We start from the raw sequence: 25,039 nt of genomic DNA, 5'->3' as shown, positions 1-25,039 counted from the left end.
AAACTATTACTCATGAAGAGTAGTATCGCCAATTATCTAAATGGAAAATTCGACCCTATCGTTTTAATCAAAACCAATGAAAAGCCCGATGATATAAAAGGTCCGAAGGAAGGGCGTGGCGGTTGTGTAATGTCTTTTGTTGCACAGTGCATCGCTAAAAGAAAAGCATTTGTTTTTGGCCGTGAAAACGGAACCTGCGGAGGAATCTGGCCAGGCTTTGGATGGGGAGACGGTTTTGCCACTGAAGAGGCAAAGGAATTTCAGGCAACATTTCTTTCAAAAGGAGCTGATTCAGCTAAAGACAGAGATGAATACCTCAAAAAACTGGAATCAAGGCCTATGCATATAAGGGAGATGTTCACTGAAGGTGAAAGAATCTATGAGGATTTTGAAACAGCCTATGGACATATATCATCAAGGCCAATCTATGACAGCGAGGATTATGTGGTCTTCAAGCCTTTGGAAGAGCTGGAGGAAGGTGAAATCCCTGATTCAGTTATATTCACAGTCAATGCATTTGAACTGATGCTATTGCTGCAGCTTGACGGGTCCCACAGGGTTGAAAGCAATTACGTCTGCGTGCCCCAATCTTCTGCATGCCAGCTGATTGGATGTTTCACATTCGAACAGGCCGAAAGCGAGGATCCTCATATGCTTTTGGGTCCGGTTGACCTTGCGGCACGTAAACATATGAAGCATTTCATTCCTAACGATTACGTGACACTTACAATGCCATGGAATCTGTTCCTGAAACTTGAAAAACTCAGTGAAGATAGCCTTTTCCAATCACATTTATTTAAGGATTTCGACAAATAGTTATATTGATTATTATGAAAACAGTAGTTATTAATGCAAGTCCGAGAAGAAGATGGAACACCGCACAGGTAATGAAGGAGGCCGCCAAAGGTGCCGAATCAGCCGGTGCGGAAGTGGAATATGTTGATTTATACAAGCTTGATTTACATGGATGCATGAGCTGTCTTGTCTGCAAAAAGGCTGACAAGGACAGATGCAAATGCTATTGGAAGGATGAGCTGTCCCCATTGATTGAAAGGATTCTGGATGCTGACACATTATTAATTGGCTCTCCGATTTACTTCAACGAACCTACCAGCCACTACCGTGCCCTGATGGAAAGGCTGATATTCTGCATATTGTCATATGACGGTTTCGGTTCCTATTTTGAAGGCAAAATCAATGTTGGGCTCTTCTTTACAATGAACGCTCCTGAAGACTATTATGAAACAATGATGGAGGAGTACCTTGAAAGCTCATCACAGGTCTTCGGCATGCTTAACGGTGAAGTCAAGATTTACCCTGTATTCAATACATTGCAGGTCAATGACTATTCCCAATATGCGATGGGTGCATTTGATGAGGAAGACAAGAAACTGAATCATGAAAAGCAGTTCCCTGTCGATTTGAAAAGAGCATTTGAGATTGGTGCTGAGTTGTCAAAATGAAAACAATTGTGATCAATGCAAGTCCCAGAAAGACATGGAACACTGCAGAAATCATGCAGGCTGCCCAAAAGGGTGCTGAATCGGTTGGTGCCGAAACGGAATATTTCAATCTATATGATTTGGTCTACAAGGGCTGCAGGAGCTGTCTTGCCTGCAAGTTAAAGACCAACACCAAGGGCAAGTGCTACTGGAATGACGACCTGACAGATGTCATAAATAAGATTTTCGATGCTGACTGTCTTTTAATCGGCTCACCGATTTACTTCGGACAGCCTACAAGCGAGTTTCGGGCATTGGTTGAAAGACTGATTTTTTGCATCATGTCCTATGATGACGGCACAAGCTATTTCACCGGCAAGGTCAATGTGGGGATATTCTACACCATGAATGCCCCTAAGGAGTTCTACGAGCAGTCCATGAAGGACAGCCTCTCGACAACAGAGTATCTCTTCTCATTTTTGAATGGGGAGATTGTAACATATCCTGTATGCGATACTATTCAAATCAGCGATTATTCCAAGTTCAACATGGCCGGCTTTTCGCAGGAGGCCAAGGAAAAGCAGTGGATTTTGCAGTTTCCGAATGATTTGGAAAAGGCATTTGAAATCGGTGCGGAGCTGAGCAAATGAAAACTGTCGTGATTAATGCAGGTCCTAAAAGAAGGGATGTCAATGCGCAGCTGGCACAGTCTGCAGCCGAAGGAGCGAAGTCAGTCGGTTCGGAAGTTGAATATGTCGACTTATATAAGATGGACCTGTCAGGATGCCATGTCTGTCTGATATGCAAAAACGATGAAGATGTCTGCAAATGCTTCTGGAGGGATGAGCTGTCCCCATTGATTGAAAGGATTTTCGATGCGGATTCACTGTTGGTTGCAGCTCCGATATTTTTCTCACAGCCGACAAGCCATTACATGGCTCTGCTTGAAAGGCTGATTTATAGTCTGGTTTCATACAAGACCGGAAACAAGTTCAGGGGCAAGGTGAATGTCGGACTTTTCTATACCATCAACTATCCTATGGGCTATTTCGAAAAGTCTGTAAGGCCTCAGCTTAAGCAGTCCGAGGATTTGCTTGAAATGCTTAATGGGGAAGTTGTCATTGAGACATTTTCAAACATATCTAAGAATATGAAGTCCAAGTCATCCGATGATGAGCTGAAATCAAAAGAAGAGCAGCTGTCCAGGGATTTGGAAAGGGTTTTTGAAATTGCTGCAGATTTAAGCTGCTAATTTTTTTTCAAATTTTTGTGTATACATTTTTTAAAAATGAATACAAACCTTTATATACTACCTTGTCACAATATTTAATTGTATACAAAAATCAAATTTGTAATACAATTGATAGAGTGATAAAATGTCAAACCAAAAAAGAACTAGAAAATTTGTATTCGGAAATGAAAGATTCGGAGGTTCATATACTCCCGGAGAGTTTGAATTCACTTTCCCTGAAGATATGACCCGTGAAGACTTTGAAAAAATATTCACTCAAAAAATGGAATCCTTACACAAAAGAGGAAACGAATTTGCAGAAGAAATATTTGATCAGAAATCCAAAAGGGAAAACCTGAAACCCCTAAGTATACGCGTAAAACCTCATACCAAGGAATTTTTCAAAAATCATTCTATTTTATCTCCAAGAGATGTATTGGAAATGTATGAAGAATTCAACAACGGTTCCGAAGCATTCATCAACTCATTGATTGAAGAGGAAAAGGAACTTGAAAAGGAACTGGTTGAGGTTCAGGAAAAACTTCACAATGCAAAGCTCTTCAGAGAAAAGCTGGTTGAAATCGAGCCTGACAGCGATATTTTAACCGATGAAGGAAAATTGGCCAAACTGCAGAACCAGTATGAAAATACTGAAGTCAAGACAATCGGAAATGAGACTCCTGCTGAAAAGGCCAAAAGCGATATAATCAAGGATATTCAAATCTACAATACTCTGGATGTGTGTGTTTACGGCAATGAGTATCTGATAATCACCGTCTATACCAATGCCCAGCCTATTGCATACTACTTTAAAAACGAGTATTCCGATGAGGACATATCTGAAATCATCGCTCATGTTGAAGAGTACTGCAGCGAAAACGATATCGGATTCAGATCAATCGAAAATTCAGAGATATAATTTTTTGAAAGTCAAAGTGTGTTTTACACACTTCAACTATTTTTTTTAATTTTTAGGGGTGATGGTTAGCTTAGTTGCTGCCTAGTCAATGAAGAGCAATGCCACACCTTCAATGACCAAGATAACGCCGATTATTATTGCAATATATATTGGTTGAGCCATTGCAAATGCTGCAAGAGCTATTGCGACAATTCCCATTACAAAAACCAGTATTGATGTGAAAAGGGAGAATGCATTTATTCTTGATAACATTCCGGTTATACCGAATATTATCATGATGAATCCTACAAGATAGAATTGGATGCCCACAAGGAATGATAGCGCATCAATATAGAATATGAACAGGAATCCAAGAATAATTACAATAATTCCAATTACAATAAATGGGCTTGAATATGTGTTGTTTGCATATTGTCTCATATTCCATCCGGTGTATACGGCGGAAATACCGAAAAACAGCAAGCTCAATCCAACAACTATTGAAATCAGTGATTCGGAAAACATTGGGAACAATATGAAAATCAAACCTACGACTATTGATAATATTCCCATGCCTTTGTTGCCGTTCATTACTGTCACCTCCATTTAATTTATATATGTTTAAAATGTTATTTATATTATGGCAGAATTTGATGAGATTATTAACACCAGAAGAAGCATCCGTCAATATGCAGACAGGGATGTAAGTGACGATGACATTTTGAAAATCATTAAGGCGGGAATGCAGGCACCGGGCTCAAGGCTTGGAGCCGAACCGTGGGAGTTTGTGGTTGTTAAAAACAAGGAAACTCTTGCAAAGCTCGGTGAAATAAAGCCTAGGGTTACTAATGCTCCGGTTGCAATCGTTCTTGTTGCCAACATTGAAAGATCATTCTATAAGCTGGTTTGGCAGCAGGATATGGGTGCTGCATGTGAAAACATGCTCCTTGAAGCCGTAAACCTTGGACTGGGAGGTCTCTGGAATGGAGTTGCCCCTGAAGAGGAGCGCATGAAGGCAATCGGTAAAATAATCGGTATCGATGACATCACCGATTTGAGGCCTTTCTCAATCGTCACAATCGGTTATCCCGCTGACGGATGGGAAAACAAGTTCATGGACAAGTTTGACGAGGAAAGAATACACTATGAAAAATACTAGATATGACTTTGAAAGCGTAATCGACAGGACAGGCACCAATTCCCTCAAATGGGAACTCTTTGATGACGACCTGCCCATGTGGGTGGCGGATATGGACTTCAGGGTGGCTCCGGCCATTGAAAAGGCCATCTCAAATAGGGCAAGGCATCCGGTATACGGATATACGATAGTTCCAGATGAGCTTTTTGAAGCCTATATTGGCTGGTGGGAAAGAAGATACTGCCTTGACATGTCAAGGGATGACATGGCATATTCAATTGGCGTAATGCCGTCAATATCCTCAATGATCAGGTGCCTGACGGATGTCGGCGATGAAATACTGATTCAGTCCCCTGTATATCATGTCTTCTACTATGTTATTGAGGACAATGACAGAAAGGTCCTTGAAAACGAGCTGGTCTATGAAAACGGCGAGTATAAAATAGATTTTGATGGCCTGGATGAGAAGCTGTCCAAGGTCGGGATGATGATACTCTGCAATCCCCACAATCCAATCGGAAAAATCTGGTCCAGGGATGAACTGGACAGGATTTCAGATTTGTGCATGAAGCATGATGTCATTCTGATTTCCGATGAGATACACTGCGATTTGACAGATCCCGGAGTCAAGTACAATCCGTTCAAATCAGAGGACAATGTCATCAGATGTCTCTCCCCTTCAAAGTCCTTCAACATTGCAGGCTTTCAAAGCTCTGTGGTTCACACCAAAAACGGTGAACTCTTGGAAAGGATTAAAAAGCAGATGCATGTTGACAATTCAGATTCATGCAACGTATTTGCAACATCTGCAGTGATTGCCGCTTATGATGAGTCTGAAGATTGGCTGGAAGAGTTAAGGGAAGTGCTTTATGAAAATAAGCAAATAGTAAAGGAATTTATGGCCAATGAATTGCCGGTTGTAAAGCTTGTCGAGTGTGATGCAACATACCTCCTGTGGCTGGACTGTTCAGCATTAAATGTTCCGTCAAAGGTATTGTCAGAATTTTTAAGGCAGAATCAGGGCTTATTCTTATCTGCCGGAAGCGATTTTGGTCAAAATGGAGACAGCTTTTTAAGAATGAATATAGCATGCCCTCAGGAACTCTTGAATGAAGGGCTGCTGAAACTGAAATCAGGCGTCATCGCCCTGAATAACATCAACAGATTATCAGGAAACATTTAAAATTCATTGAAATAGGTGATTTGAAATGACTAAACAGTGCTTTTACTGCAGCTATCCCAACAGGGACGATGCAATAAGGTGCATCAACTGCGGATTGAAGTTGGATACATACTGGGATAAATCCGGAGACAGGCCGAAATTGGTTAAAAAACCGAAAAGATGATTAATGAATTTGTATTCATCAGATGATAAGTACAAAAACTTTTTTTAAATCAATTAAGAATCCCTTGAAGTTGAATCCAAAAAATTTCTTGGGATGCCGCTATTTTTTTAATATTTTTTTCACAAATTATATATAACTTCTATTTGGTTATATATTATTATATCTCTTTAAAATGTGATTAAAATGGAAGATAAAAAGATAATTATAATATTGGTTGTAATAATTGTTGTTCTTGCAGCTGCGATTGGAGTAATGTTATTGAATCCAGTAAATTCAAAAGAACCAACAAAAATTAAAATTACAAGTGATAAGGAGCAATATGAAGATGGAGAATTGTCAATCAAGTTGACTGATTTGAATAATACTCCGATTTCAAAGGAAGTAGTTAATATTACTATTAAAGACAAAAAGGGTAAGGTGGTTGTTGATGATGTTGTTAATACCAATTCCAAGGGTAAGGCTAAACTTGATTTGGATTTGAAGAAGGGTAAATATATGGTTAATGTTACTTATGGTGGAAATGAGAACTATACGGGAGATATTGCATCCCAGAAATTGAAAATTAAAGAGGCTGTTACTGAAGCAACCTCCTCAAATTCACAATCTTCATCAACCACATCATATGATATTAATAATTTACCTCCAAGTAATGATCCTTATCCTGAAACAAATAGATATTATATTGATGAATATCATGTTAAACAGGAATATCAGGATGGTTACATGAGAACTGTAGATGTAAGGACTGGTGAGATACATAGTCTAGGATTTAAATAATGGGGAGTTGGAATTCATGGAAAACAAAAATATTATAATAATTTTAGTTGCTATAGTTATAGTTCTTGCAGTTATTGCAGGAGCAATGTTTATGCAGTCAATTAATGCTAAAGAACCGACTAAAATAAAAATTACTAGTGATAAGGAGCAAAATGAAGGTGGAAAACTTAAGATACAACTGACAGACTTAAACAAGACTGCATTATCAAAGGAAAAAGTTAAGATTGTTGTAAAAAACAAGAAGGGTAAAGTTGTAGTTAATGAAACTGTAAAAACCAATTCCAAGGGTAAGGCAAAGCTTGATTTGGATTTGAAAAAGGGCAAATATGTTGTTAATGTCACTTATGGCGGAAATGATAACTACACTGGAAATAGTGCATCACAGAAACTGAAAATTAAAGAAGAAACCAAAGAATCTGATAATAATAAAAATAGTGTGGATACTAGTGTATATTCTGAATATTCTCCTTACTTCGGTAATTATAGAACAGTTGAAACACAACAGGAATTAGCACTCATTGAAACTTCAAATGGAGAATATTATGTTTTTGCCGGTGATGGAGCTTATACCTATGGGGGGCATGATTCCCAGGGACATATTGAATTAGGATCTTATGCGGGAAAATATTAAATTATTGTAGTTAATTCAAGTTATAATTTGGAGGGTTATGAAATTAAATAAATAGAAAAAGGATAATTGCTATTTAAAAGTGTGCTTAACAGAATCAATAAAATTCTGCACCAGCCAGTCCGAAATGCTGATGTCTGATGAAAATCTTATTATTTCATCAGCTTCAAACCATTTCGCCTTGACTATTTCATCACCATCCACTTTAATATCTCCGGATTCATATTCTGCAGTAAATCCGAGCATAAGTGAATTCGGAAACGGCCAGGATTGGCTTTTCATATATTTAAGATTTTTTATTTTAATCCCTACTTCTTCTAAAACCTCACGATGAACGGCGTCCTCAATGCTTTCGCCAGGTTCCACAAATCCTGCTATCAATGCATATCTGATGGTGTCGTGGTAGCTGTGCTTTGCCATGAGCAATTTGTCATCATTTCTTATGGCCACAATAATTGCAGGAGCGATGCGAGGATAATGCACTTGGCCGCATTCAGGGCATTTTAACATCATGTCCTTTTCATCTAATTGAGTCTTGACTCCACATCTTCCACAAAACCTGTGTGATATATACCAATCGTTTATCAAAACCGCTTTTCCTGCAATATGGTACAGGTCATGATTGAATTCATAGACCTCAAACAGGTCATGGTATGTCCCGTCGCCATCAGCATTTGCGACGAATGCCTTCCTTCCTTTATACATTCCAATGAATAGGCAGAAATTAACATCAAAACCATCTAAGTTTTCAGGCAATCTCTTTTCTTCATCCAGATACAGCTGTCTCATGTCATTAAAAACAAATAGGTAATCGTCATTATCTGGGGTAATTTCATCACTAAAATCGATTTGGTAGTTTTCATAGAGGGATTTTTCAATCATGTTAAATGATATGTTTTAATGATTATTAAAATTGTAGTGAAACATTTCAATGTAAATTATATAAGAAATCAAATACAAAGATTATAATGGTGATATTTAATGGTATCTGAAAATATGGAAAAAGCTTTAAATGGTCAATTAAATGCTGAAATTTACTCAGGTTATTTATATTTATCCATGGCAGCTTACTTTGAAGATGAAGACTTAGCAGGATTTGCTAACTGGATGAGAGTACAAGCAGAAGAAGAATTAGAGCATGGAATGAAATTCTATGACTACATTATCAGAAGAGGGGCTTCAGTAACCTTGACTGAAATCGAAGGACCTCAAACTGAATGGGACTCTCCAGTTGCAGCATTCGAGCATGTCTTAGAACATGAGAAAAAAGTATCAGGATTAATTGATGATCTTGTAGATTTAGCTATCGAAGAAAAAGACCATGCAACCAACAACTTCCTACAATGGTTTGTCGAAGAGCAAGTCGAAGAGGAAGAAAATGCTATGGAATTAGTTGCCAAAATCAAATTGGCTGATGGCGACAACAGATTGATTTACGAATTGAACAAGGAATTAGGTGCACGTTCACCATCCGAAGACTAGATTATTCTAGTCTTATCTTATTTTTTTTTAGGTGTTTAAATGAACTATCCGAAGGAACCGACAAGCGAGGCCCAGGTTGACTCAACAGAATACGAGTGCGAACTTTTAGGCAGGAATGATTTAGGCAGCGTACATCTGCACGGTCCTTTTGGAGATAAAGACTCGAAGGTTAAAATAGCTTATGTGATTGGAATGCATCCTCTGGAAAGCAAGTCCCACAGAGCTTTGTTTGAAAAGTTAACCTCTAAAAGCGATTTAAAAAATTGCTATTACCTGTATAACATAAATGTCAATGACGATTCCTCAGAAACGGAGGGACGTCTTGAGGGACAGCTCCTTGCACAGGAATTCATCAGAGATGACATAATAGACAAGAAATACGATTTGTTTTTGGATATCCACTCAAACCGTGGACCTCAGGGTCCGGGAGACTATCAGATAACCAATTTCGTCTTTGCGCCGGGCTTTGACGATAATTCATCCGAATACATGAATCAGATTATTGGCAATATGGATGAAATCGTATATTATGCTCCTGAATTCCGCTCAAGCCCACCATACATAACAGAACCGACAGCAAAGGCAGGAATACCTACACTGGTCTATGAATGCTATTCTTCAGAGGACTTTGACTTCACCTGCATGCTTGCTGAGAAGCTGGTCAGTGTTGTGGACGATCTGTTTTAGTGTAGTTAATATATACTATTGCACATATACTATTAATTATGAAAAAGCAACTTGTGTACTTAGGCGGAATAGTATTAACTATTTTTGACATAATATTTTTGTTATACATTACATTCTATCCCGTTGACACTTCGTTCAAGGTTAATGTGATTGCCTTTGACTTGTTGTTGTGCGCATGTTTCTGGATTGAATTTTTATATAATCTCAAAAGAGCAGATGATAGGAAGGAATATCTTAAAAACAATTCCCTTGGCATTCTGGGAATGCTTCCGTTCAATTCGGTGTTTATGCGAGCGTTGAGATTCGTCAAGCTTGCCCAGCTGATAAAGGTTTTCATTCTGATTCGCGATGACGAAAAGATATTTGCGGACTTTTTGAAAAAAACCTATCTGGACAAGATAATTGCAATAACAATTGTATTCATTGTCATTGTCACCATTCTCGTTTGGCAGGTCGATTCAAACATCGTCGACTTTAGAACAGCCATCTGGTACACTTTTGTTTCAATGACAAGCACAGGATATGGTGATGTTGTTCCGGCCTCAAGTTCAGGCAGGCTGATAGGTATAGTTGCCATGGTTGGAGGCATTATAATATTTTCCCTCATCACTGCAATAATCTCATCGGCATACGTGTCAAGGCTGAACAGGGATAAGCGCAAAGACCTCGAATACAAGATTGATTATCTGACCTCTGAGGTTGAAAAATTGAACGAAAAAATTGATGAAATGAGTAAAAGGTAGATTTTTTTTACAAAATGTTATATATATTTAAAAACAAATATTTTATAGAATATTTAAGGATGTGAAAAAATGATTATAAGAGCACCTTCAAGAATACATATGTCCCTTATTGATTTGAATGGGTCATATAGAAGAGTCGATGGTGGTATTGGTCTAGCATTAGCTGATCCACAGTTTGTATTGGAAGTTGAACAGATTGAAAGCGGTGTTGAGCTTGAATTTGCAGATACCGTAACAGATGAGGAAGCTATTTTGGAATGTCAGGAAAAAATCCCTGATGCAGCTCAAAAGACCATTGAACACTTTGATATAGATTCAGGTTTCAGATTTATTGTACATAATACTTATCCTCCGCATTCAGGATTTGGAAGCGGAACCCAAATAGCCGTTTCAACAGCTCATTTGATTACTGAAACAATGGGCATTGAAGTGGAAAGCCGTGAATTGAGTGCGATTGTTGGAAGAGGAGGAACCTCCGGTATCGGAACATACACCCACGATTTGGGAGGATTCATCCTTGATGGCGGACACAGCAAAGAGGAAAAGCCGTTGTTCTTGCCTTCAGGCGCTTCACAGGCAAAGCCTGCAACATTGATTGCAAGATATGATTTTCCGGAAGAATGGAACATTCTGATTGCAATTCCATACATCGAAAAGCACATGGAAGGGGATGATGAGGTGGATGTGTTCCAGACATATTGTCCTATTCCAAAAGAGGAAGTGGAGCAGGTATCTCACCTTATTTTAATGAATCTTGTTCCGTTCATGCTTGAAAAGGACATCAAAAACTTCGGATGGGCTGTAAGCGAACTTCAAAAAGTGGGATTCAACAAGTTGGAGCACTCACTTGATGCAAGTTATCTGCCTACAATGAAGGCCATTGAAGATGCGGGCGCATATGGTGTCGGAATCTCATCATTCGGGCCGGTTCTCTACACCATGTTTGATGAATCAAACGCAGATATTGTAGAGAAAACCAAGGAAATCATTGGCGAAAAGGGTACAGTATTTGTCACCAAGGCACAAAACCACGGTTTCGTCATTGAAAAGTAGACATTACAATTAATTTTTTAAGAGAGTGTTGGTATGGGCAATAACATTAAAGAAACAATCAAAAAAAGAAAAAATATGGTGTTTCTTTTAATCTTTTTTGTATTGCTTATAGCCAATATTCTTCTTTATTACTCATTTTTCAAACATTATTTTGGCCATCATATAGTCAATGTTCCATTTGCTGTAGTTAATAATCTATTGACTATGGGTGCGGCAATCATAATCTTCGGATTCATTTCAACAAGGCTGCCTCAATTCAGGGATTTGCGGGACAGCTCGATTTATGAGATGGGATATCTTGTCATTATAGGAATTTTCAGCATACTCATTTCCTATTTTAATCAGAGTACCCACTCCGGAGCCTTTTTCATGCCGTTTTTAAACATGTTTAAGGTATTATCCGTCGTGCTGATTTTCATGCTCCTTGCAACCAAAACAAGGTTCTTTTATAATATAATGCATCGGAAGGCCACTAGAAGGGATCTGTTCTTCGCTTTCGTGTTTTTCAGCGTTCTCGGATGTCTTGCATCAAGGTATACAATTCCGGTGAACAACTCTTTTGCCAATGTCAGAAATCTGATAATAATGATTGCAAGTTTGTTCGGAGGACCTTATGTCGGAATCCCCGCATGCATAGTTTCCGCAGGATTCAGGTTTTTTGAAGGCGGTACCACTGCACTGCCATGCTCTCTTGCTACCGTGATTGCAGGATTTCTTGGAAGTTTAATCTATATTTTGAATGATGGAAAATTCCCGAAAGGAAGATCTGTGGTTATTTTGATGTTTTTATATGTCGGATTTGAGATGGCTCTCATTATTTGGCTGACTCCGGCATACGTTTCAGTAGTGTACATTAATGACATTTATCCTCTGATGCTGTTTGGCGGTGTTCTTGGTATGATTCTATGTGTCATGATTTTCAGGGAAGTAAAACCCGAGAATAAACTCAGTTATGAAGAGTTGAAAATCATGGAACTTGAAAATACTTTGGAAGAGTATGAGATTGAGATTGAAAAACTGCATGATGATGTTGAGCTCTTAAAAGAGAAAAACGATATAGAATAAGTACTTTTTTTTATAATTAAAAAATAAAAATAGGAGTAGTTGATAAAAATCCAACTACTTTAAAAACTTAACACTCAAATCCGCCGTCACATCTGATGATTTGGCCGTCTACGAATTCAGATTCGTCGGAAGCAAGGAATAATGCTAATGCAGCAATGTCTTCTCCTTGACCTACTCTTTTCATAGGTGCTCCGTCAACCATCATCTGCAATGCTTCTACTCCACCAATACTATCTACCATAGCGGTGTGGATAGCACCTGGAGCAATACCGTTACATCTTATTTCAGGACCAAGTTCGAATGCCATGGATTTGGTAAGGCCTGCAATAGCGTGTTTGGATGAGATGTAACCTACAAATCCAAAGTGTGCAGCGTAGGATGCTACTGAACAAGTGTTAATTACAACACCTTTTCCTTTTTCTTTCATTACAGGAGCTACTAATTGGGTTAAGTATAATGGAGCGTATACGTCAACTGCAAATACTTTGTCCCATTCCTCTTTGGTAATTTCTAAAAGAGGGGTTACGCTTAAAAGTCCTGCATTGTTGAACAAAATGTCGACAGTTCCATATTTTTCAATGGTTTCATCAAAGATTTTTTTAATGTCGTCAACATTAGCCATATCAGCAATAACTGCAAATGCTTCTCCACCTGCTGCTTTAATGTCATCCACTACAGCGTTTGCTCTTTCTTCGTTTCTTCCAGTTACAACAACTTTTGCACCTTCTTCAGCATATAATTTAGCTGTAGAACGACCCATACCGGAGGTTGATCCGGTTACGATTGCTACTTTTCCGTCTAGTTTTCCCATTTTAATCACCTAAATTTTTAAACAATCATGATATCATGATGTTTATGGTTAAATTTATGATGTAAAATATATTTAATATTATCTAAAAAATGTTTAAAAAGTGTAGTTAAAATCCAAAAAAAATAAAAAAGGATAAGAAGTTTATAAGTTATAAACTTCTTCAGCCGGAACAATAGTAATATTGTTCCCTTTTAGAATATTTATTAGGTTATCTATATCATCTGCATGCAGCAGCAGGATAGCCTTACCCTCTTTTTCGTGGCTGAATGCATAGAGATATTCCAAATCAATCATGTTTTGTTTTATGACTCTCAGGACGTTAGTCAAACCGCCTGGTGAATCGTTCATTTCAACGCCGATGATGTCGGTGATTTTAACCAGGAAATTGTTTTCCTCAAGAATTTCTTTTCCTTTAATCGGATCGTCAACTACAAGTCTTAAAATACCGAATTCGGATGTGTCCGCCATGCACATTGCCCTGATGTTTACATTGGCAAGGCTAAGCACTTCCAACGGTTTTGATAAGCTTCCCATTTTGTTTTGTAAAAATATTGATAATTGTTTTATTTTCATAATCTCACCTAATGCAAGTTCCTTTCATCAATAACTCTTTTCGCTTTTCCTTCAAATCTCGGCAGTGTTTTAGGTTCAACTAGAGTTACTTTAACGCGTATGCCTGTTTCGTTTTCGATTGATTTGCCGATTTTGTTCTGGATGGTCATCATTTCCTTGACTCCGTCGAAGAAGATGTCCTGTGACACTTCCACTTTTACTTCGATTTCATCCAGGGTGTCAGGTCTTGTAACTATAATCATATAATGAGGCTCTGCATCACCAACCTTAAGCAATGCCTTTTCGATTTGTGATGGGAAAATAGCTACTCCCTTTACCTTGAGCATGTCGTCTGATCTGCCTGTGATTCTACTCATTCTTGCATGTGTCCTTCCGCATTCGCATTTTTGATATGTGAGTTTGGTCAAGTCTTTTGTCCTGAATCTTATAACAGGCATTCCTTCCCTTTCAAGGTTTGTCAATACCAATTCTCCAGGGGTGTTTTCGCCCAATACATGCAGGCTGTAGGGGTCGATGATTTCAGGATAGTAAATGTCTTCAGCAATATGCAGACCCTTTTGGGCACAGCATTCGACTCCGACGCCGGGTCCCATCAGTTCTGTCAATCCATAAATGTTATATGCTTTGCATCCGAAGAGTTCTTCCACCCTTTGCCTAATCTCTTCAGTCCATCCTTCGGCTCCGAATCCGATTGCCTTGATTCCCAATTCCTTAGGGTCAATTCCCTCCTCAAGGGCGACTTCCGCAACGTGTATCCCGTATGATGGAGTAAAGATGAGTCCTGTGGCTCCAAAATCCTTCATTATTTCGATTTGCCTGCTTGTTTGGCCGGTTGAAATAGGAATGATTGCTGCTCCAACCTTGTGGGATCCGTAGTGAACTCCAAAACCTCCTGTAAACATTCCGTAACCGTGTGTGTTTTGAAGGATGTCATCTTCTCCGATGCCCATCATTGTAAGTCCACGGGCTATTGTTTCAGCCCAGGTATCCAGGTCTTTTTCGGTATATCCTGACACAACCGGTTTTCCTGTGGTTCCTGATGAGGAATGCAGTTCCTTGATTTCCTTGATATCGACTGCAAACAGTCCGAATGGATAGCTTTCCCTCAGTTCGTCCTTTGTGATGAACGGCAGTTTTTCGATATCTTTTAGGGTTTCGATGTCCTCTGGATAAACTCCAATTTCACTGTATTTCTTATTGTAATACGGTATTTTTTCAAATGCCCTTTTGACGGTCGCCTGAAGCTTTTTTAGCTGTAACTCTTCAAGGTCTTCCCTTGGCATTGTTTCTATTTCTTCGTTCCAAAACATATTTTGCCTCATTAATTTTCAATATAATATATATTTTATCTTTATGTAACATTAAAGTTTTCACTTATGGAACTTTTTTGACCTAAATCTTTTTTAATAATTTCGTTTAAAAATATTATTGATATTGTGGGAACTACATATCGACTCTTGATAACTTTTATATATTTTGTTAGAGTAATAATAAAATGTAATTAATTAAAATTAATTTGATTTGGAGAATTACTATGGATATGATGAGTGTATTGTGGCAAGTTGGTATCTTCGCTTCCGTTTTGGTATTCGGTATCAAGATAGGGCTGGCTTCAGGATTGGCCAATTTGTCCAAAAAGTTATTTGCTGCAATCTGCATTGCCTATGGTGGAGGAGTTATTCTCATTTCTGCTATTGCATCACTATATTCGGAACAATTGGTTCAGGCAATTTACAGTTACAATACAATATTCTACATTATCATGGCTTCAATCATGATTATTGCCGGCCTGTTTACCATAAGGGAATGGAAGATACATGATAAAAATACCTCAACTGCAACATCTCTGGCTATCATTGCTCCTTGTCCGTGCTGTTTCGGTTCAATCATTGCTAGTGTCCTGATTGTTGCACCGACAATAGGTGTCACTTCACTTGACCTCAGCTGGTATGCGGCAGCAGCGCTTGTAGGCGTTATGATCGTAACCTATTTTGCATCAAACACAATAGTCAAGGTAATCAACAGACCTTATCCAATAGTATTGGGCAATTTCATGCTTTTGCTTGGTGCATATTTCCTGCTTTCAGCAATCGTCATACCGAACATTGCAGGAGTATTGTCTAAAACTCAAAGTCCTATTACAATGGGTTCTCCTCAAGATATTCTGATGGTTATACTGGCGTTTGCCATTTTGATTGTTGGAGGTATCGTTTTAAATAAGAGAGGCAGAAATATTTTAAGATAAAGGTGAAAAAATATGGCTTTAAATATTCCAGGTGGAGAGTTTCTAACAGGTTCTCTAGATGTAATTTCACAAAGCTTGACAATACCTGTACTGGTTATTTTGCTTATTATTGTAATCATTACAATAATTACACTTGGTGGAATTATTGCGGAGTATACCTCAAGGCGTAAGGTTCCTGTTGGAACAATCAGGGATTTGATTTATGAAATCAATCGTGCAGAATCAATTGACGCTTTAAAGAATGTAATTGAAAATGCAAAAATACCAAAATCTCAAAAGAAGGTATTGGCTGAAATCGCTTCTTCAAGTGAACTGGGCAATTCTTCAAGGGAAGCCCTTGCGCGCAAACTATTTGAATTTGAAGAAGAAAAGACTATGAACAATTTACAGAAAACAGACATCATTACACGTATCGGACCTACATTAGGACTGATGGGTACCTTAATTCCGATGGGCCCTGGTCTTGCCGCTTTAGGTGCTGGAGACATCAATACGTTGGCATCATCCCTTACCGTTGCATTCAACACTACCATTGTAGGTATCGGTTCAGGTGCACTGTGTTATGTTATCGGTAAAATCCGCTCAGGATGGTATGACAGATACCTGTCAGATTTGGACGCTTTGATTGATGCTGTCCTTGACAAAATGAATAGTTAGTGATTTTTATGGTAAGAAAACAAGGTAGGCGCAGATCTAAACGTGTCGAAGAGGACCCGATGGCCGGTACATCCAACCTTGTGGATGCGATGCTGGTAATTGCAGTCGGCTTTTTGGTTTTTGTTATCATAAGCTGGAACATGCAGGCTATGATTGACCCCAGCCAGAATGTTCATGAACAGATGCAGCAGAAAATGACTGAAGTTGACCAGGGACAACAGCTGAATGAAACCCCTGATACTTCAAACTCATCCGGTCAGGGATATACCGAGATGGGTAAGGTCTACAAGGACCCTGCTACGGGTAAGCTGATAATGGTGGAAGGTTGACCCTTTCACATCAAACTTTTTTTTTTAAAACTTTTTTATATATTGACGACCAATATAATATTGATGTTGGAAAGTCACTTGTCAAGAGTATTATCAATAAATTTCATATCCGCACTGATTATTTCACTGGTGGGATGCTATTTTTTAAAGACTATCAATCTCACTAATGTGATGCACATTGCCAATCTGTTCGGATTATCATTCCTGGCAATTTTTGGAATAAACATTCTCGTAGAATCAGGAGATATTAGAAATGGCAGCCAAAGGTTTCTTGTAGCCATTGCGGTAATCTTGATATTTGATTTGATCTTTTTGATTGTAGTGCCGCTTCTTTTTGGAAATGTCTTTTCCTTCACTGATTCATTTGTCATGCCATTCAACGGCACAAATATTATCCTTCAATTTAATGTTTATGTCTATCTGGCGATTTACGCAATAATCGTGCTGGTATGCAACCTAATTCTCTATCTCGGGGATAGGAACATATACTCTTATGAATGAGTGTTTCGTTAAAGTTCCTATGGATTAATTTCACTTCTTGAACAATATTCATATCCTTTCAAAACATTTAAATAATTCTATAATTATATTCTTAATTAAGTTGGTATGTAACTTGTATTTAGCATAATCAACTTATAATTTTTTGGGAGATAAAACAATGAGAGGGCTAGCAAGAATAGACCAAGATGTAATGGACTGGGTTGAAAAACCTAAACCAGAATGTGGACCGTATGACGCAATCGTAAAACCAATTGCACTTGCACCATGTACTTCAGACGTGCACATTGTATGGGGTAATGCATACATGAGCGATGCGCCAAACAGAATTCTTGGACACGAATCAACCGGTATTGTTGAAGAGGTAGGAAGCCATGTAAAAGACTTCAAACCTGGAGACCGTGTAATCGTACCTGCAATCACTCCGGACTGGCTAACTGTTCCTGGACAAACAGGATTCGGCCAACACTGTTACGGAATGGGTACCGGAATGAGCTTCATTACTTTCAAGGACGGAACATTTGCAGAACATTTCCACGTAAACCAGGCTGACGGTAACCTCGCACACTTGCCTGACAGCGTTTCACTTGACCAGGCAGTAATGATATCAGATATGATGACTACCGGTTTTTATGGTGCTGAACTTGCAGAAATCAAACCTGGTGACACCGTAGCGGTGTTCGGTATCGGACCTGTCGGACTTATGGGAGTGGCAGGTGCACACTTCATGGGAGCATCAAGAATTCTTGCAGTAGGAAGCAGGCCTGTATCAGTAAAAGTTGCAAAAGAATACGGTGCTTCAGACATTGTAGATTATCATGACGGTGACACAGTACAGCAAATCATGGATCTCACAGACGGCAAAGGTGTCGACAAGGTTGTTGTAGCCGGTGGTGGAGCATCAACCGTTGGTGAAGCTCTTGAAGTGCTTAAAGTAGGAGGAATATTAGGTAACGTAAACCACTACGACGGTGTTGCAGAAGTTCCATTGCCTGCACTGGCATGGGGAGCAGGTCTGGCTGACAAGACAATCCGTGGTGGAGTATGTCCTGGTGGACGTGCCAGAATGGAACAACTCGTGAAATTGGTTGAATACGGAAGATTCGACTCATCCAAACTGATCACTCACAGATTCACCAAATTCGATGACATCTATGAAGCAATGATCATCATGAGGGACAAACCACGTGACCTTATTAAACCTGCAGTCATTTTAGAATAGTTACTTCGGTAACTTCTTTTTCTTTTTTTTTTAACCGATTAATTTATAAACCTCTTTTTCTAAACTATTACTTACTAATTTTTAACGGTGTTTTTTAATATGGAGTTCTGTCCTGATTGTGGTAAGATGCTTATGCCGAACAAAGGCAAAATCAAATGCAGATGCGGCTATGAAAAATCGCTTTCCAGTGATGATATTGAAGAGCAGTATCATATGGAAGGAGAAAAGAATCCTGAAATGAAGGTTATTGTAACTGATAGGGATAATGTGGCATTGCCGACAACCAGAATAACCTGCTACAAGTGTGGCGGAACAAAGGGCTACTGGTGGACAGTACAGACCAGATCTGCCGATGAGGCACCGACAAATTTCATAAGATGCGCAAAATGCGGCAACACCTGGAGAAGCTCTAATTAATCGTTAAGCATAATTTTTTTTAGTTCATGAATTTAGGAATTTTTTTCACATGCTGTTAAACACAATTTCCATTCGTTAAAAAATGAAAATATTCCATTAATTCTGTCTTTTTTTTTTAAAAATAGATTATTATATTCAAAATCATTTTAATTATTTTATGCTTCTATTCAGTTTTCAAAAAAAACTTATTAAATTAGCATTTAGTATAATATATATATTACATGTAATAAAAATCATATATGAGTTAAATATTAGATGAGTATTTAATTCAAATAACAAAAATTAGCTCGAAATTCGGGTTATTATTTTGTTATGGAATAGAGAAGAATAATTTTGTTATTGATGGGGGAAGGTGGTAAGAGGATAAGATTTTCTATTATTTTCCTTAAATAATGAAATTATGAAATTGTGACAGACAGATTTAAAATTAGAGGTAAAAGATGAATAATAAAGTTAAACAAGTTTTAGTTTTATTATTTGTTGTAAGTACTTTGTTAATAATGATCGGTTCTGTCAGTGCGAATACTGACAATTTGAACGAGAATTTAGAAGCTTCAATTACATTGAATGATGATTTGTCTGCAGTTCCGGAAGTCGATTCCGGTGCAGATGAATATGTTTCTAATCAACTTACAATAAGTAATATTGATGAACAAACAAACGGTTCTTCCAGTTTGGGAGAATCCGGTTCAGCAAATGTGGTTTCTAATTATGAAGATACCACTATCTATGCAAAAGATAGTGACAATAATATTATCAAAGCAAGTAATGAAGGCGATGATGTCCTAACAGATTCTTCTAGCTTTATTATAACAAACACTGCATTAAATCCTTATGCAAAAGTTGGAGATATTGTTACTTTCCATGTTTTCGGTAGAAATGTGGGTGGCGATTTTGATGGTAATCCTTTAGGGATAGGTTTTGATTATAATAAGGATCAATTAGACTTTGTTTCGTTTACTCCAGGTATAAATTCGGAGGCACCACCATGGTATGATGCTATTACTCATTATAATCTTGGTTCAAACCCAAATCCAAATTTCGATATGAATCCGAATGGGCTTTTAGTTGGCTATGACTGTTCTGATTTTAAATTTGCTAACGGTTATCTTTTTAACTTCACAGCCAGTTTCAGAGTTAAAAGTACTGGAACATTGGAAACTACTGCATTCATGTGGCATGATAATAATGTTAAATCAAAAGCTCAAACCATTGTTGAGAATCCGGCAGATCTCACTATAACCTACACTGCATTAAATCCTTATGCAAATGTTGGTGATGAGGTAAACTTTGAGATTTATGTTGTGAACAAGGGCGGTACTTATGCAGGAATGTATGACCCAGCGACCAATGTTCATTTCGTTGGATTAAATTTAGAATATAATTCCAATCAATTAGAATATGTTCGTTATACTCCAACTGCTTATCCGAATAATTATCTTGATCCTAGGAATTATCCTACAAACAATCTTGTGCAATTCGGTTATAAGATATGGAGCGAAGGATTCCAAAATGACTATAAATTTAATTTCACAGTTACTTTTAAAGTTAAAAATCCTGGAACCCTGAAAACCACTGCATCTGTAATAGGATTTGATTCTGCTAAAGAAGATGCTCAAGTTGATGTTGCAGACTTCAGAATGACAGTCACTCCATCAAATACAGTTACTGTAAATAAGGGAGATGAAGTCAACTTCAACATTGTTGTTACAAATTATGGTGGTACTTTTTATCCGGAACCTTTTGAAGGGTATCGCTTTGTTGGAATAAACTTCGGGTATAATTCCAATGTATTGGAATATGCAGGTTACACTCCAGGCAAAAATCCTTTTGACGGAAACTATTATGCAGAGAATTATCTTGTACCTAAGATAAATCCTAGAAATAATCTTGCACAGTTCGCTTACAATATCAGTGAAGAAGGTTTCTGTCATATGTACTGTTTCAACTTTACAGTCACATTCAATGTCTTGGACTATGGAACCTCTGTAAATAGTATTGCCATTACACAATATCCGAATGTTTCAAAATCAGTTACAGTCAATTCAAAACCTGTGGATATCACTATTACCGACACTCCTAGTGCTAAGACTATGAGAGTCGGTGATATTTTAGCTTTCGATTATGTTGTTAAAAACCAAGGATCCAGGTATAATGGAGATCATTTCACTATAGATATTGATTTCGATGCAGATAAACTCAAATACATGGGTTTTATGGATATTCCAAATTTGAGCGGAGATTCAGTTTACTACACATCAGCTCATGATTCAACCAATCCTGTATTGGGAGCGGTTGACGGCGATGTGTTAGGTGCTGATTCAAGTGTTGGACATCTGAAACTTTCTTATGCATCACCAAATGGATTTGATGCAGGGGAATCTTTCAATTTCAAAGTTGTATTCACAGCTGCTGAAGATGGAAAACTCAGAAACACTGCAAAAGTATCCGGAGACCAATTGGCAACCTCAAGAGCATATGGTGTTGCTTATGCTGGTGATCCTAGCCTCAAGTTAACCAAGACCCCTGACAGTGATTATAAAGATTTAGGGGACACTGTTGACTATGAGATTTTCCTTGAAAACAATGGAACATTACACTATACCGATAAGAACTATATCGAACTGAATGATTATTATCATGACGGATTGGTCTATAAAGGTTATACTGTTAATTCCGTTGATGCGAATGGGGAAAAGGTCAAAATTCATGTCACAGAGAATGTAACTGCTAGAAATAACGTTCACATTATCTATAACCTGAATGAAAACGGTTTGGAGGATTGGGCACCTGGCTCATCATTGAACATTACACTTCACTTTTCAATTCATAAGAAAGGTGTAACCTGTAATTTCATATTCAGTGAATGGGGTACCAGTGATGTGGCCACTATAACAGTGGAAGAGCCGGAAATAAACTTGACCAAAAAATGTCTCAACGAATCAGTCAATTTAGGTGACCTTGTTTATTATGAAATATTTGTTGAAAACACAGGTAACATTACCTACTTTGACCATTCTAACGCTTATGGAGAACAATTCCTCGTAATTGAAGATATCTTCCCTGAAGGATTGAAATATGTCGGATATATATTAAATCCTGATAAGAATGGTGTCATATGGGAAGGTAACTATGAATCCATTGTGAATACCACTGACCGTGTTACTATCAAGTATAAAACATGGGAGGGTTGGGAACCAGGTTCCACTTTAAACATAACTCTTATATTCGAAGCTGTTGAATTAGGAAAATTGGTTAACAAAGCTCATATTCACTGGGCATGGAAAGATTGGGGTACTAAGGAATCCCAAGAAGAGATGGAATTGGATGACGAAGCGGAAACCGTTGTTGGACCAGCAAAATTCACTATAGATAAGATTTCCAACTTTAAGGAAGCTAAAGTCGGTGATATTGTAAGTTTCTCCATCGTTTATTCGAACGTTGGTAATAAAACCATAACTGGAGCGTATATCGAAGATAATGAGTACAGTCAAGGTTTGAAATTTTATGACTATTCCGATAAGGAAGACTGGACTTACGTTAGTGAAGAAAATAGATGGTACTACAATGGTAAGATTGAGGCTGGCCAATCAGTTACTTTGAAATTGTTCTTCGAAGCTTTAACTGTTGGTTTAAAATCCAACACTGCTATTGCGGGTCATAGTGGATCAAATGAAACATTAGAAGACACTGACACTGTTTTGATAAAAGAAGGAGTTAATGGAACAGCTGACACTGAAGGATCAGGTATTGATCCTACAGAACCAGAGGATGAACCAGATGAAGAACCTGATAATCCTAAAGGTGAATCAGATACTGCTTCTGCAGTTAGCGATTCTGTTGCTGCTCAAAGCACTATTCATGAAACTGGAAATCCATTGTTTGTTTTATTGCTCTCTTTATTGACACTATGTTTTGTTCAAAGGAAAGGTAAAAAATAGTTAATTATTATTTTATCCTTTTTCCTTTCTTTTATTTTTTTAAAAATTCTTTTTTTTCTATTTTTTTAAAAGTTCAGTTATTTTGTAGTATTGCTTTTTTTAATTAGTGTTTTTTATAATTGTAATATTTTTTTTTGAAAAAATGGAATATGGAATATACATTTTATATACTATCAGTAAAATAAATTATATTAATATAAATTTTGGAGGATATTATGATTGAAAAGAGAAAATTATTGATATTATCATTATTTTTCATCATTTTTGCTTCTTCAATTTCAGTTATCAGTGCTGCAGATTCAAATGCAACTGATGCACAGACGATTGTTGATGAAGAAATTGAATTGGAGCAAAGCGATTTAAATCAAGATGATTTGTCCAAGGATGGCGGCCTTGATGACTTGATACAAAATGATGGTGATAAAAAACCAACCAAGATTGAAGCCGATAATGTCACTACAGTGCCTGGTGAGGGAAAAATCGTTGCCAAATTGACTGATGATGATGGAAATCCGTTAGAGGGTTATAATTTAACTTTGGATATTCTGGACACTTCAGTTAAAAGAAATTTTGTAACTAACAGCAGCGGTGAAGTCTATTTTGATTTGGAACGCCCTATTTTAGATGTCGGAAACTACACAGGTGTAATTAAATTTTTGGGAAAGGACAACTATAATGAATCCAGTTTAAATATCAATATTGAAATTTCCAGATTCAACACCAACATCACTGCAGACAACATTACATTTATTCTGGGCGAGTCAGGAAATTTGACTATCTTATTAACTGATTTTAATGGAAAGCCTATCTCCAATGCTACCCTTAAGCTTGATGTCAGTCCTATTCATGAAGGGTTAAAGACCAATGGAAGTGGTCAAGCGGTTTTTGATTTCGCCATATTGGACGCAGGCACTTATGAGGGGGACATTCAATTTGAAGATACTAACAAGTACATTGGCTCAAGCATTCCTATAACAGTAACCATTAACAGGATTCCAACCGAAATCACTGCGGTTAATGTCACCTACACTTACGGTGAGAAAAAGTATCTTATTGTAACCTTTAAGGACAAGAATGGAAATCCTATTGCTAATGAAACCCTTGTATTTAAGGTAAATGGTATTCCATTCGATAATAAGACTGATGTTAATGGTCAAACTGAATTTTTATTGGATCTGGCTCCTGGATCTTATGATGCTACAGTCAGTTTTGCGGGAAATGAGACTCATGAATCAGTTTCTTCAGTTGTTTCTATTGTAGTTAATGATATACGGGAAAAAATCTCAATAAACAAGTACAAATTTGACAGCGTATATAATGAAGGAAAATATCTGATTGTAACATTAAAGGACCAGTCTGGAAAGGGTGTTGCAAATAAGGAATTTGTAGTTAAGCTAAACGGCAAAACTAGGAAGTACGCCACAGACTCTAAAGGACAGATTAAGGTTCCTATTTCTTCACTTGTCCCTAAAACCTACAAGGCAACAATTTCATTTTTGGGCGACAGGAAATATCAGCCTATATCATTCGATATAACTCTTGTTGTTAAAAAGCCAAAACCTTATATCTTCCCTTCCAAAAAGAAATTTAACGTAAATACTCCTGTTAAGAATTATAGGGTTACCTTAAAGAATAACAAGAACGCAGTCATGAAAAAGGTTAAGGTTTATCTTAAGGTCAAAGGCAAAACCTATGCGGCAAAAACCAACAAGAAAGGTCAGGCCATATTCAAGCTTAAGACATTGACCAAAAAAGGAACCTACAAGGCAGTCATTACATTCAAAGGTGACAAATGTTACAAAAAAGTTGTCAAAAATGCTAAAATCAAAGTTTGGTAGATGATTTTTTCATCTACA

The 25,039-nt window shown here is 37.6% G+C and carries 28 protein-coding genes; 23 read left to right on the top strand and 5 right to left on the bottom strand.

Going from position 1 to position 25,039, the window contains the following annotated elements; translation table 11 throughout:
• The first annotated feature begins 12 nt into the window (after window positions 1-12).
• The 5 genes from E7Z79_RS00795 (at window position 13) to E7Z79_RS00775 (ending at window position 3,592) form a co-directional block, all read left to right on the top strand.
• On the top strand, window positions 13-816 hold the full coding sequence (locus E7Z79_RS00795) for a DUF169 domain-containing protein (protein ID WP_303738080.1): 804 nt from the start codon (window positions 13-15) through the stop codon (window positions 814-816).
• A 14-nt stretch (window positions 817-830) separates the two neighbouring features.
• A complete protein-coding gene (locus tag E7Z79_RS00790) occupies window positions 831-1,463 on the top strand; it encodes a flavodoxin family protein (RefSeq protein ID WP_303738079.1) in 633 nt (210 codons plus the stop codon).
• Window positions 1,460-2,092: a flavodoxin family protein gene (locus tag E7Z79_RS00785; protein ID WP_303738078.1), complete on the top strand. Its 633-nt coding sequence runs from the start codon at window positions 1,460-1,462 to the stop codon at window positions 2,090-2,092. Before E7Z79_RS00790 ends, E7Z79_RS00785 begins: the two co-directional genes overlap by 4 nt.
• The gene (locus E7Z79_RS00780; protein ID WP_303738077.1) at window positions 2,089-2,694 is read left to right on the top strand and encodes a flavodoxin family protein; all 606 of its coding nucleotides are present in this window, start codon (window positions 2,089-2,091) and stop codon (window positions 2,692-2,694) included. Before E7Z79_RS00785 ends, E7Z79_RS00780 begins: the two co-directional genes overlap by 4 nt.
• Before the next feature lie 124 nt (window positions 2,695-2,818).
• The gene (locus tag E7Z79_RS00775) at window positions 2,819-3,592 is read left to right on the top strand and encodes a hypothetical protein (RefSeq protein WP_303738076.1); all 774 of its coding nucleotides are present in this window, start codon (window positions 2,819-2,821) and stop codon (window positions 3,590-3,592) included.
• A gap of 81 nt (window positions 3,593-3,673) precedes the next feature.
• Here the strand turns inward: E7Z79_RS00775 and E7Z79_RS00770 are convergent, their stop codons facing one another.
• Window positions 3,674-4,162 (bottom strand): DUF308 domain-containing protein, encoded by a 489-nt coding sequence (locus E7Z79_RS00770; RefSeq protein WP_303738075.1) that lies wholly within the window; start codon window positions 4,160-4,162, stop codon window positions 3,674-3,676.
• Between the two features lie 49 nt (window positions 4,163-4,211).
• Between E7Z79_RS00770 and E7Z79_RS00765 the strand changes: the two genes are divergently transcribed.
• The 5 genes from E7Z79_RS00765 to E7Z79_RS00745 all read left to right on the top strand — a co-directional run bounded on the left by E7Z79_RS00765 (window position 4,212) and on the right by E7Z79_RS00745 (window position 7,463).
• Window positions 4,212-4,730, top strand: a complete 519-nt coding sequence (locus tag E7Z79_RS00765; RefSeq protein ID WP_303738074.1) for a nitroreductase family protein — start codon at window positions 4,212-4,214, stop codon at window positions 4,728-4,730.
• A complete protein-coding gene (locus E7Z79_RS00760) occupies window positions 4,717-5,892 on the top strand; it encodes a MalY/PatB family protein (protein ID WP_303738073.1) in 1,176 nt (391 codons plus the stop codon). The genes E7Z79_RS00765 and E7Z79_RS00760 overlap by 14 nt, the downstream gene beginning before the upstream one ends.
• Before the next feature lie 25 nt (window positions 5,893-5,917).
• Entirely contained in the window at window positions 5,918-6,055 is a 138-nt protein-coding gene (locus E7Z79_RS00755) for a hypothetical protein (RefSeq protein WP_303738072.1), read from the top strand.
• A gap of 183 nt (window positions 6,056-6,238) precedes the next feature.
• Entirely contained in the window at window positions 6,239-6,832 is a 594-nt protein-coding gene (locus E7Z79_RS00750) for a hypothetical protein (RefSeq protein ID WP_303738071.1), read from the top strand.
• Window positions 6,833-6,848: 16 nt separating this feature from the next.
• On the top strand, window positions 6,849-7,463 hold the full coding sequence (locus E7Z79_RS00745) for a hypothetical protein (protein WP_303738070.1): 615 nt from the start codon (window positions 6,849-6,851) through the stop codon (window positions 7,461-7,463).
• Window positions 7,464-7,532: 69 nt separating this feature from the next.
• Here the strand turns inward: E7Z79_RS00745 and nudC are convergent, their stop codons facing one another.
• Window positions 7,533-8,342: an NAD(+) diphosphatase gene (gene nudC, locus E7Z79_RS00740; protein WP_303738069.1), complete on the bottom strand. Its 810-nt coding sequence runs from the start codon at window positions 8,340-8,342 to the stop codon at window positions 7,533-7,535.
• A gap of 99 nt (window positions 8,343-8,441) precedes the next feature.
• Between nudC and E7Z79_RS00735 the strand changes: the two genes are divergently transcribed.
• The 5 genes from E7Z79_RS00735 (at window position 8,442) to E7Z79_RS00715 (ending at window position 12,490) form a co-directional block, all read left to right on the top strand.
• Complete coding sequence (locus E7Z79_RS00735; protein ID WP_303738068.1) at window positions 8,442-8,942, top strand: ferritin; 501 nt, start codon at window positions 8,442-8,444, stop codon at window positions 8,940-8,942.
• Between the two features lie 39 nt (window positions 8,943-8,981).
• A complete protein-coding gene (locus E7Z79_RS00730) occupies window positions 8,982-9,629 on the top strand; it encodes an adhesin (RefSeq protein WP_303738067.1) in 648 nt (215 codons plus the stop codon).
• A gap of 38 nt (window positions 9,630-9,667) precedes the next feature.
• Entirely contained in the window at window positions 9,668-10,372 is a 705-nt protein-coding gene (locus E7Z79_RS00725) for an ion channel (protein WP_303738066.1), read from the top strand.
• Window positions 10,373-10,441: 69 nt separating this feature from the next.
• Window positions 10,442-11,425: a beta-ribofuranosylaminobenzene 5'-phosphate synthase gene (locus E7Z79_RS00720; RefSeq protein WP_303738065.1), complete on the top strand. Its 984-nt coding sequence runs from the start codon at window positions 10,442-10,444 to the stop codon at window positions 11,423-11,425.
• A 33-nt stretch (window positions 11,426-11,458) separates the two neighbouring features.
• Complete coding sequence (locus tag E7Z79_RS00715; RefSeq protein WP_303738064.1) at window positions 11,459-12,490, top strand: LytS/YhcK type 5TM receptor domain-containing protein; 1,032 nt, start codon at window positions 11,459-11,461, stop codon at window positions 12,488-12,490.
• Between the two features lie 67 nt (window positions 12,491-12,557).
• Here E7Z79_RS00715 and E7Z79_RS00710 read toward each other — a convergent pair whose 3' ends face one another.
• The 3 genes from E7Z79_RS00710 to E7Z79_RS00700 form a co-directional block, all read right to left on the bottom strand.
• Window positions 12,558-13,301 (bottom strand): SDR family NAD(P)-dependent oxidoreductase, encoded by a 744-nt coding sequence (locus E7Z79_RS00710; RefSeq protein WP_303738063.1) that lies wholly within the window; start codon window positions 13,299-13,301, stop codon window positions 12,558-12,560.
• Window positions 13,302-13,442: 141 nt separating this feature from the next.
• Window positions 13,443-13,874 carry an acetolactate synthase gene (locus tag E7Z79_RS00705; protein WP_303738062.1) on the bottom strand — a complete coding sequence of 144 codons (432 nt, stop codon included), beginning with the start codon at window positions 13,872-13,874 and terminating at the stop codon, window positions 13,443-13,445.
• Between the two features lie 8 nt (window positions 13,875-13,882).
• Window positions 13,883-15,184 carry a phenylacetate--CoA ligase family protein gene (locus E7Z79_RS00700; protein WP_303738061.1) on the bottom strand — a complete coding sequence of 434 codons (1,302 nt, stop codon included), beginning with the start codon at window positions 15,182-15,184 and terminating at the stop codon, window positions 13,883-13,885.
• Window positions 15,185-15,408: 224 nt separating this feature from the next.
• Between E7Z79_RS00700 and E7Z79_RS00695 the strand changes: the two genes are divergently transcribed.
• The 8 genes from E7Z79_RS00695 to E7Z79_RS00660 all read left to right on the top strand — a co-directional run bounded on the left by E7Z79_RS00695 (window position 15,409) and on the right by E7Z79_RS00660 (window position 25,021).
• The gene (locus E7Z79_RS00695) at window positions 15,409-16,119 is read left to right on the top strand and encodes a DUF2162 domain-containing protein (RefSeq protein ID WP_303738060.1); all 711 of its coding nucleotides are present in this window, start codon (window positions 15,409-15,411) and stop codon (window positions 16,117-16,119) included.
• Window positions 16,120-16,131: 12 nt separating this feature from the next.
• Window positions 16,132-16,776 carry a MotA/TolQ/ExbB proton channel family protein gene (locus E7Z79_RS00690; protein ID WP_303738059.1) on the top strand — a complete coding sequence of 215 codons (645 nt, stop codon included), beginning with the start codon at window positions 16,132-16,134 and terminating at the stop codon, window positions 16,774-16,776.
• 8 nt (window positions 16,777-16,784) lie between these two features.
• On the top strand, window positions 16,785-17,105 hold the full coding sequence (locus tag E7Z79_RS00685) for a DUF2149 domain-containing protein (RefSeq protein WP_303738058.1): 321 nt from the start codon (window positions 16,785-16,787) through the stop codon (window positions 17,103-17,105).
• Between the two features lie 63 nt (window positions 17,106-17,168).
• Entirely contained in the window at window positions 17,169-17,606 is a 438-nt protein-coding gene (locus tag E7Z79_RS00680) for a hypothetical protein (RefSeq protein ID WP_303738057.1), read from the top strand.
• Between the two features lie 157 nt (window positions 17,607-17,763).
• Window positions 17,764-18,825 (top strand): NAD(P)-dependent alcohol dehydrogenase, encoded by a 1,062-nt coding sequence (locus E7Z79_RS00675; RefSeq protein WP_303738056.1) that lies wholly within the window; start codon window positions 17,764-17,766, stop codon window positions 18,823-18,825.
• Between the two features lie 99 nt (window positions 18,826-18,924).
• On the top strand, window positions 18,925-19,242 hold the full coding sequence (locus tag E7Z79_RS00670) for a transcription factor S (protein ID WP_303738055.1): 318 nt from the start codon (window positions 18,925-18,927) through the stop codon (window positions 19,240-19,242).
• 440 nt (window positions 19,243-19,682) lie between these two features.
• Window positions 19,683-23,183 (top strand): hypothetical protein, encoded by a 3,501-nt coding sequence (locus tag E7Z79_RS00665; protein WP_303738054.1) that lies wholly within the window; start codon window positions 19,683-19,685, stop codon window positions 23,181-23,183.
• A gap of 215 nt (window positions 23,184-23,398) precedes the next feature.
• Entirely contained in the window at window positions 23,399-25,021 is a 1,623-nt protein-coding gene (locus E7Z79_RS00660) for a hypothetical protein (protein WP_303738053.1), read from the top strand.
• Window positions 25,022-25,039: the final 18 nt, after the last annotated feature.

It is taken from the genome of Methanobrevibacter thaueri (assembly GCF_015062905.1).
GTDB lineage: Archaea > Methanobacteriota > Methanobacteria > Methanobacteriales > Methanobacteriaceae > Methanocatella > Methanocatella thaueri_A.
This window is presented reverse-complemented; position numbering and strand designations above follow the sequence as displayed.

Excerpts from the sequence above, each read along its gene's own strand:
- E7Z79_RS00795 (WP_303738080.1), top strand. The coding sequence starts at position 13 with ATGAAGAGTAGTATCGCCAATTATCTAAATGGAAAATTCGACCCTATC.
- E7Z79_RS00790 (WP_303738079.1), top strand. The coding sequence starts at position 831 with ATGAAAACAGTAGTTATTAATGCAAGTCCGAGAAGAAGATGGAACACC.
- E7Z79_RS00785 (WP_303738078.1), top strand. The coding sequence starts at position 1,460 with ATGAAAACAATTGTGATCAATGCAAGTCCCAGAAAGACATGGAACACT.
- E7Z79_RS00780 (WP_303738077.1), top strand. The coding sequence starts at position 2,089 with ATGAAAACTGTCGTGATTAATGCAGGTCCTAAAAGAAGGGATGTCAAT.
- E7Z79_RS00775 (WP_303738076.1), top strand. The coding sequence starts at position 2,819 with ATGTCAAACCAAAAAAGAACTAGAAAATTTGTATTCGGAAATGAAAGA.
- E7Z79_RS00770 (WP_303738075.1), bottom strand. The coding sequence starts at position 4,162 with ATGAACGGCAACAAAGGCATGGGAATATTATCAATAGTCGTAGGTTTG.
- E7Z79_RS00765 (WP_303738074.1), top strand. The coding sequence starts at position 4,212 with ATGGCAGAATTTGATGAGATTATTAACACCAGAAGAAGCATCCGTCAA.
- E7Z79_RS00760 (WP_303738073.1), top strand. The coding sequence starts at position 4,717 with ATGAAAAATACTAGATATGACTTTGAAAGCGTAATCGACAGGACAGGC.
- E7Z79_RS00755 (WP_303738072.1), top strand. The coding sequence starts at position 5,918 with ATGACTAAACAGTGCTTTTACTGCAGCTATCCCAACAGGGACGATGCA.
- E7Z79_RS00750 (WP_303738071.1), top strand. The coding sequence starts at position 6,239 with ATGGAAGATAAAAAGATAATTATAATATTGGTTGTAATAATTGTTGTT.
- E7Z79_RS00745 (WP_303738070.1), top strand. The coding sequence starts at position 6,849 with ATGGAAAACAAAAATATTATAATAATTTTAGTTGCTATAGTTATAGTT.
- nudC (WP_303738069.1), bottom strand. The coding sequence starts at position 8,342 with ATGATTGAAAAATCCCTCTATGAAAACTACCAAATCGATTTTAGTGAT.
- E7Z79_RS00735 (WP_303738068.1), top strand. The coding sequence starts at position 8,442 with ATGGTATCTGAAAATATGGAAAAAGCTTTAAATGGTCAATTAAATGCT.
- E7Z79_RS00730 (WP_303738067.1), top strand. The coding sequence starts at position 8,982 with ATGAACTATCCGAAGGAACCGACAAGCGAGGCCCAGGTTGACTCAACA.
- E7Z79_RS00725 (WP_303738066.1), top strand. The coding sequence starts at position 9,668 with ATGAAAAAGCAACTTGTGTACTTAGGCGGAATAGTATTAACTATTTTT.
- E7Z79_RS00720 (WP_303738065.1), top strand. The coding sequence starts at position 10,442 with ATGATTATAAGAGCACCTTCAAGAATACATATGTCCCTTATTGATTTG.
- E7Z79_RS00715 (WP_303738064.1), top strand. The coding sequence starts at position 11,459 with ATGGGCAATAACATTAAAGAAACAATCAAAAAAAGAAAAAATATGGTG.
- E7Z79_RS00710 (WP_303738063.1), bottom strand. The coding sequence starts at position 13,301 with ATGGGAAAACTAGACGGAAAAGTAGCAATCGTAACCGGATCAACCTCC.
- E7Z79_RS00705 (WP_303738062.1), bottom strand. The coding sequence starts at position 13,874 with ATGAAAATAAAACAATTATCAATATTTTTACAAAACAAAATGGGAAGC.
- E7Z79_RS00700 (WP_303738061.1), bottom strand. The coding sequence starts at position 15,184 with ATGTTTTGGAACGAAGAAATAGAAACAATGCCAAGGGAAGACCTTGAA.
- E7Z79_RS00695 (WP_303738060.1), top strand. The coding sequence starts at position 15,409 with ATGGATATGATGAGTGTATTGTGGCAAGTTGGTATCTTCGCTTCCGTT.
- E7Z79_RS00690 (WP_303738059.1), top strand. The coding sequence starts at position 16,132 with ATGGCTTTAAATATTCCAGGTGGAGAGTTTCTAACAGGTTCTCTAGAT.
- E7Z79_RS00685 (WP_303738058.1), top strand. The coding sequence starts at position 16,785 with ATGGTAAGAAAACAAGGTAGGCGCAGATCTAAACGTGTCGAAGAGGAC.
- E7Z79_RS00680 (WP_303738057.1), top strand. The coding sequence starts at position 17,169 with ATGTTGGAAAGTCACTTGTCAAGAGTATTATCAATAAATTTCATATCC.
- E7Z79_RS00675 (WP_303738056.1), top strand. The coding sequence starts at position 17,764 with ATGAGAGGGCTAGCAAGAATAGACCAAGATGTAATGGACTGGGTTGAA.
- E7Z79_RS00670 (WP_303738055.1), top strand. The coding sequence starts at position 18,925 with ATGGAGTTCTGTCCTGATTGTGGTAAGATGCTTATGCCGAACAAAGGC.
- E7Z79_RS00665 (WP_303738054.1), top strand. The coding sequence starts at position 19,683 with ATGAATAATAAAGTTAAACAAGTTTTAGTTTTATTATTTGTTGTAAGT.
- E7Z79_RS00660 (WP_303738053.1), top strand. The coding sequence starts at position 23,399 with ATGATTGAAAAGAGAAAATTATTGATATTATCATTATTTTTCATCATT.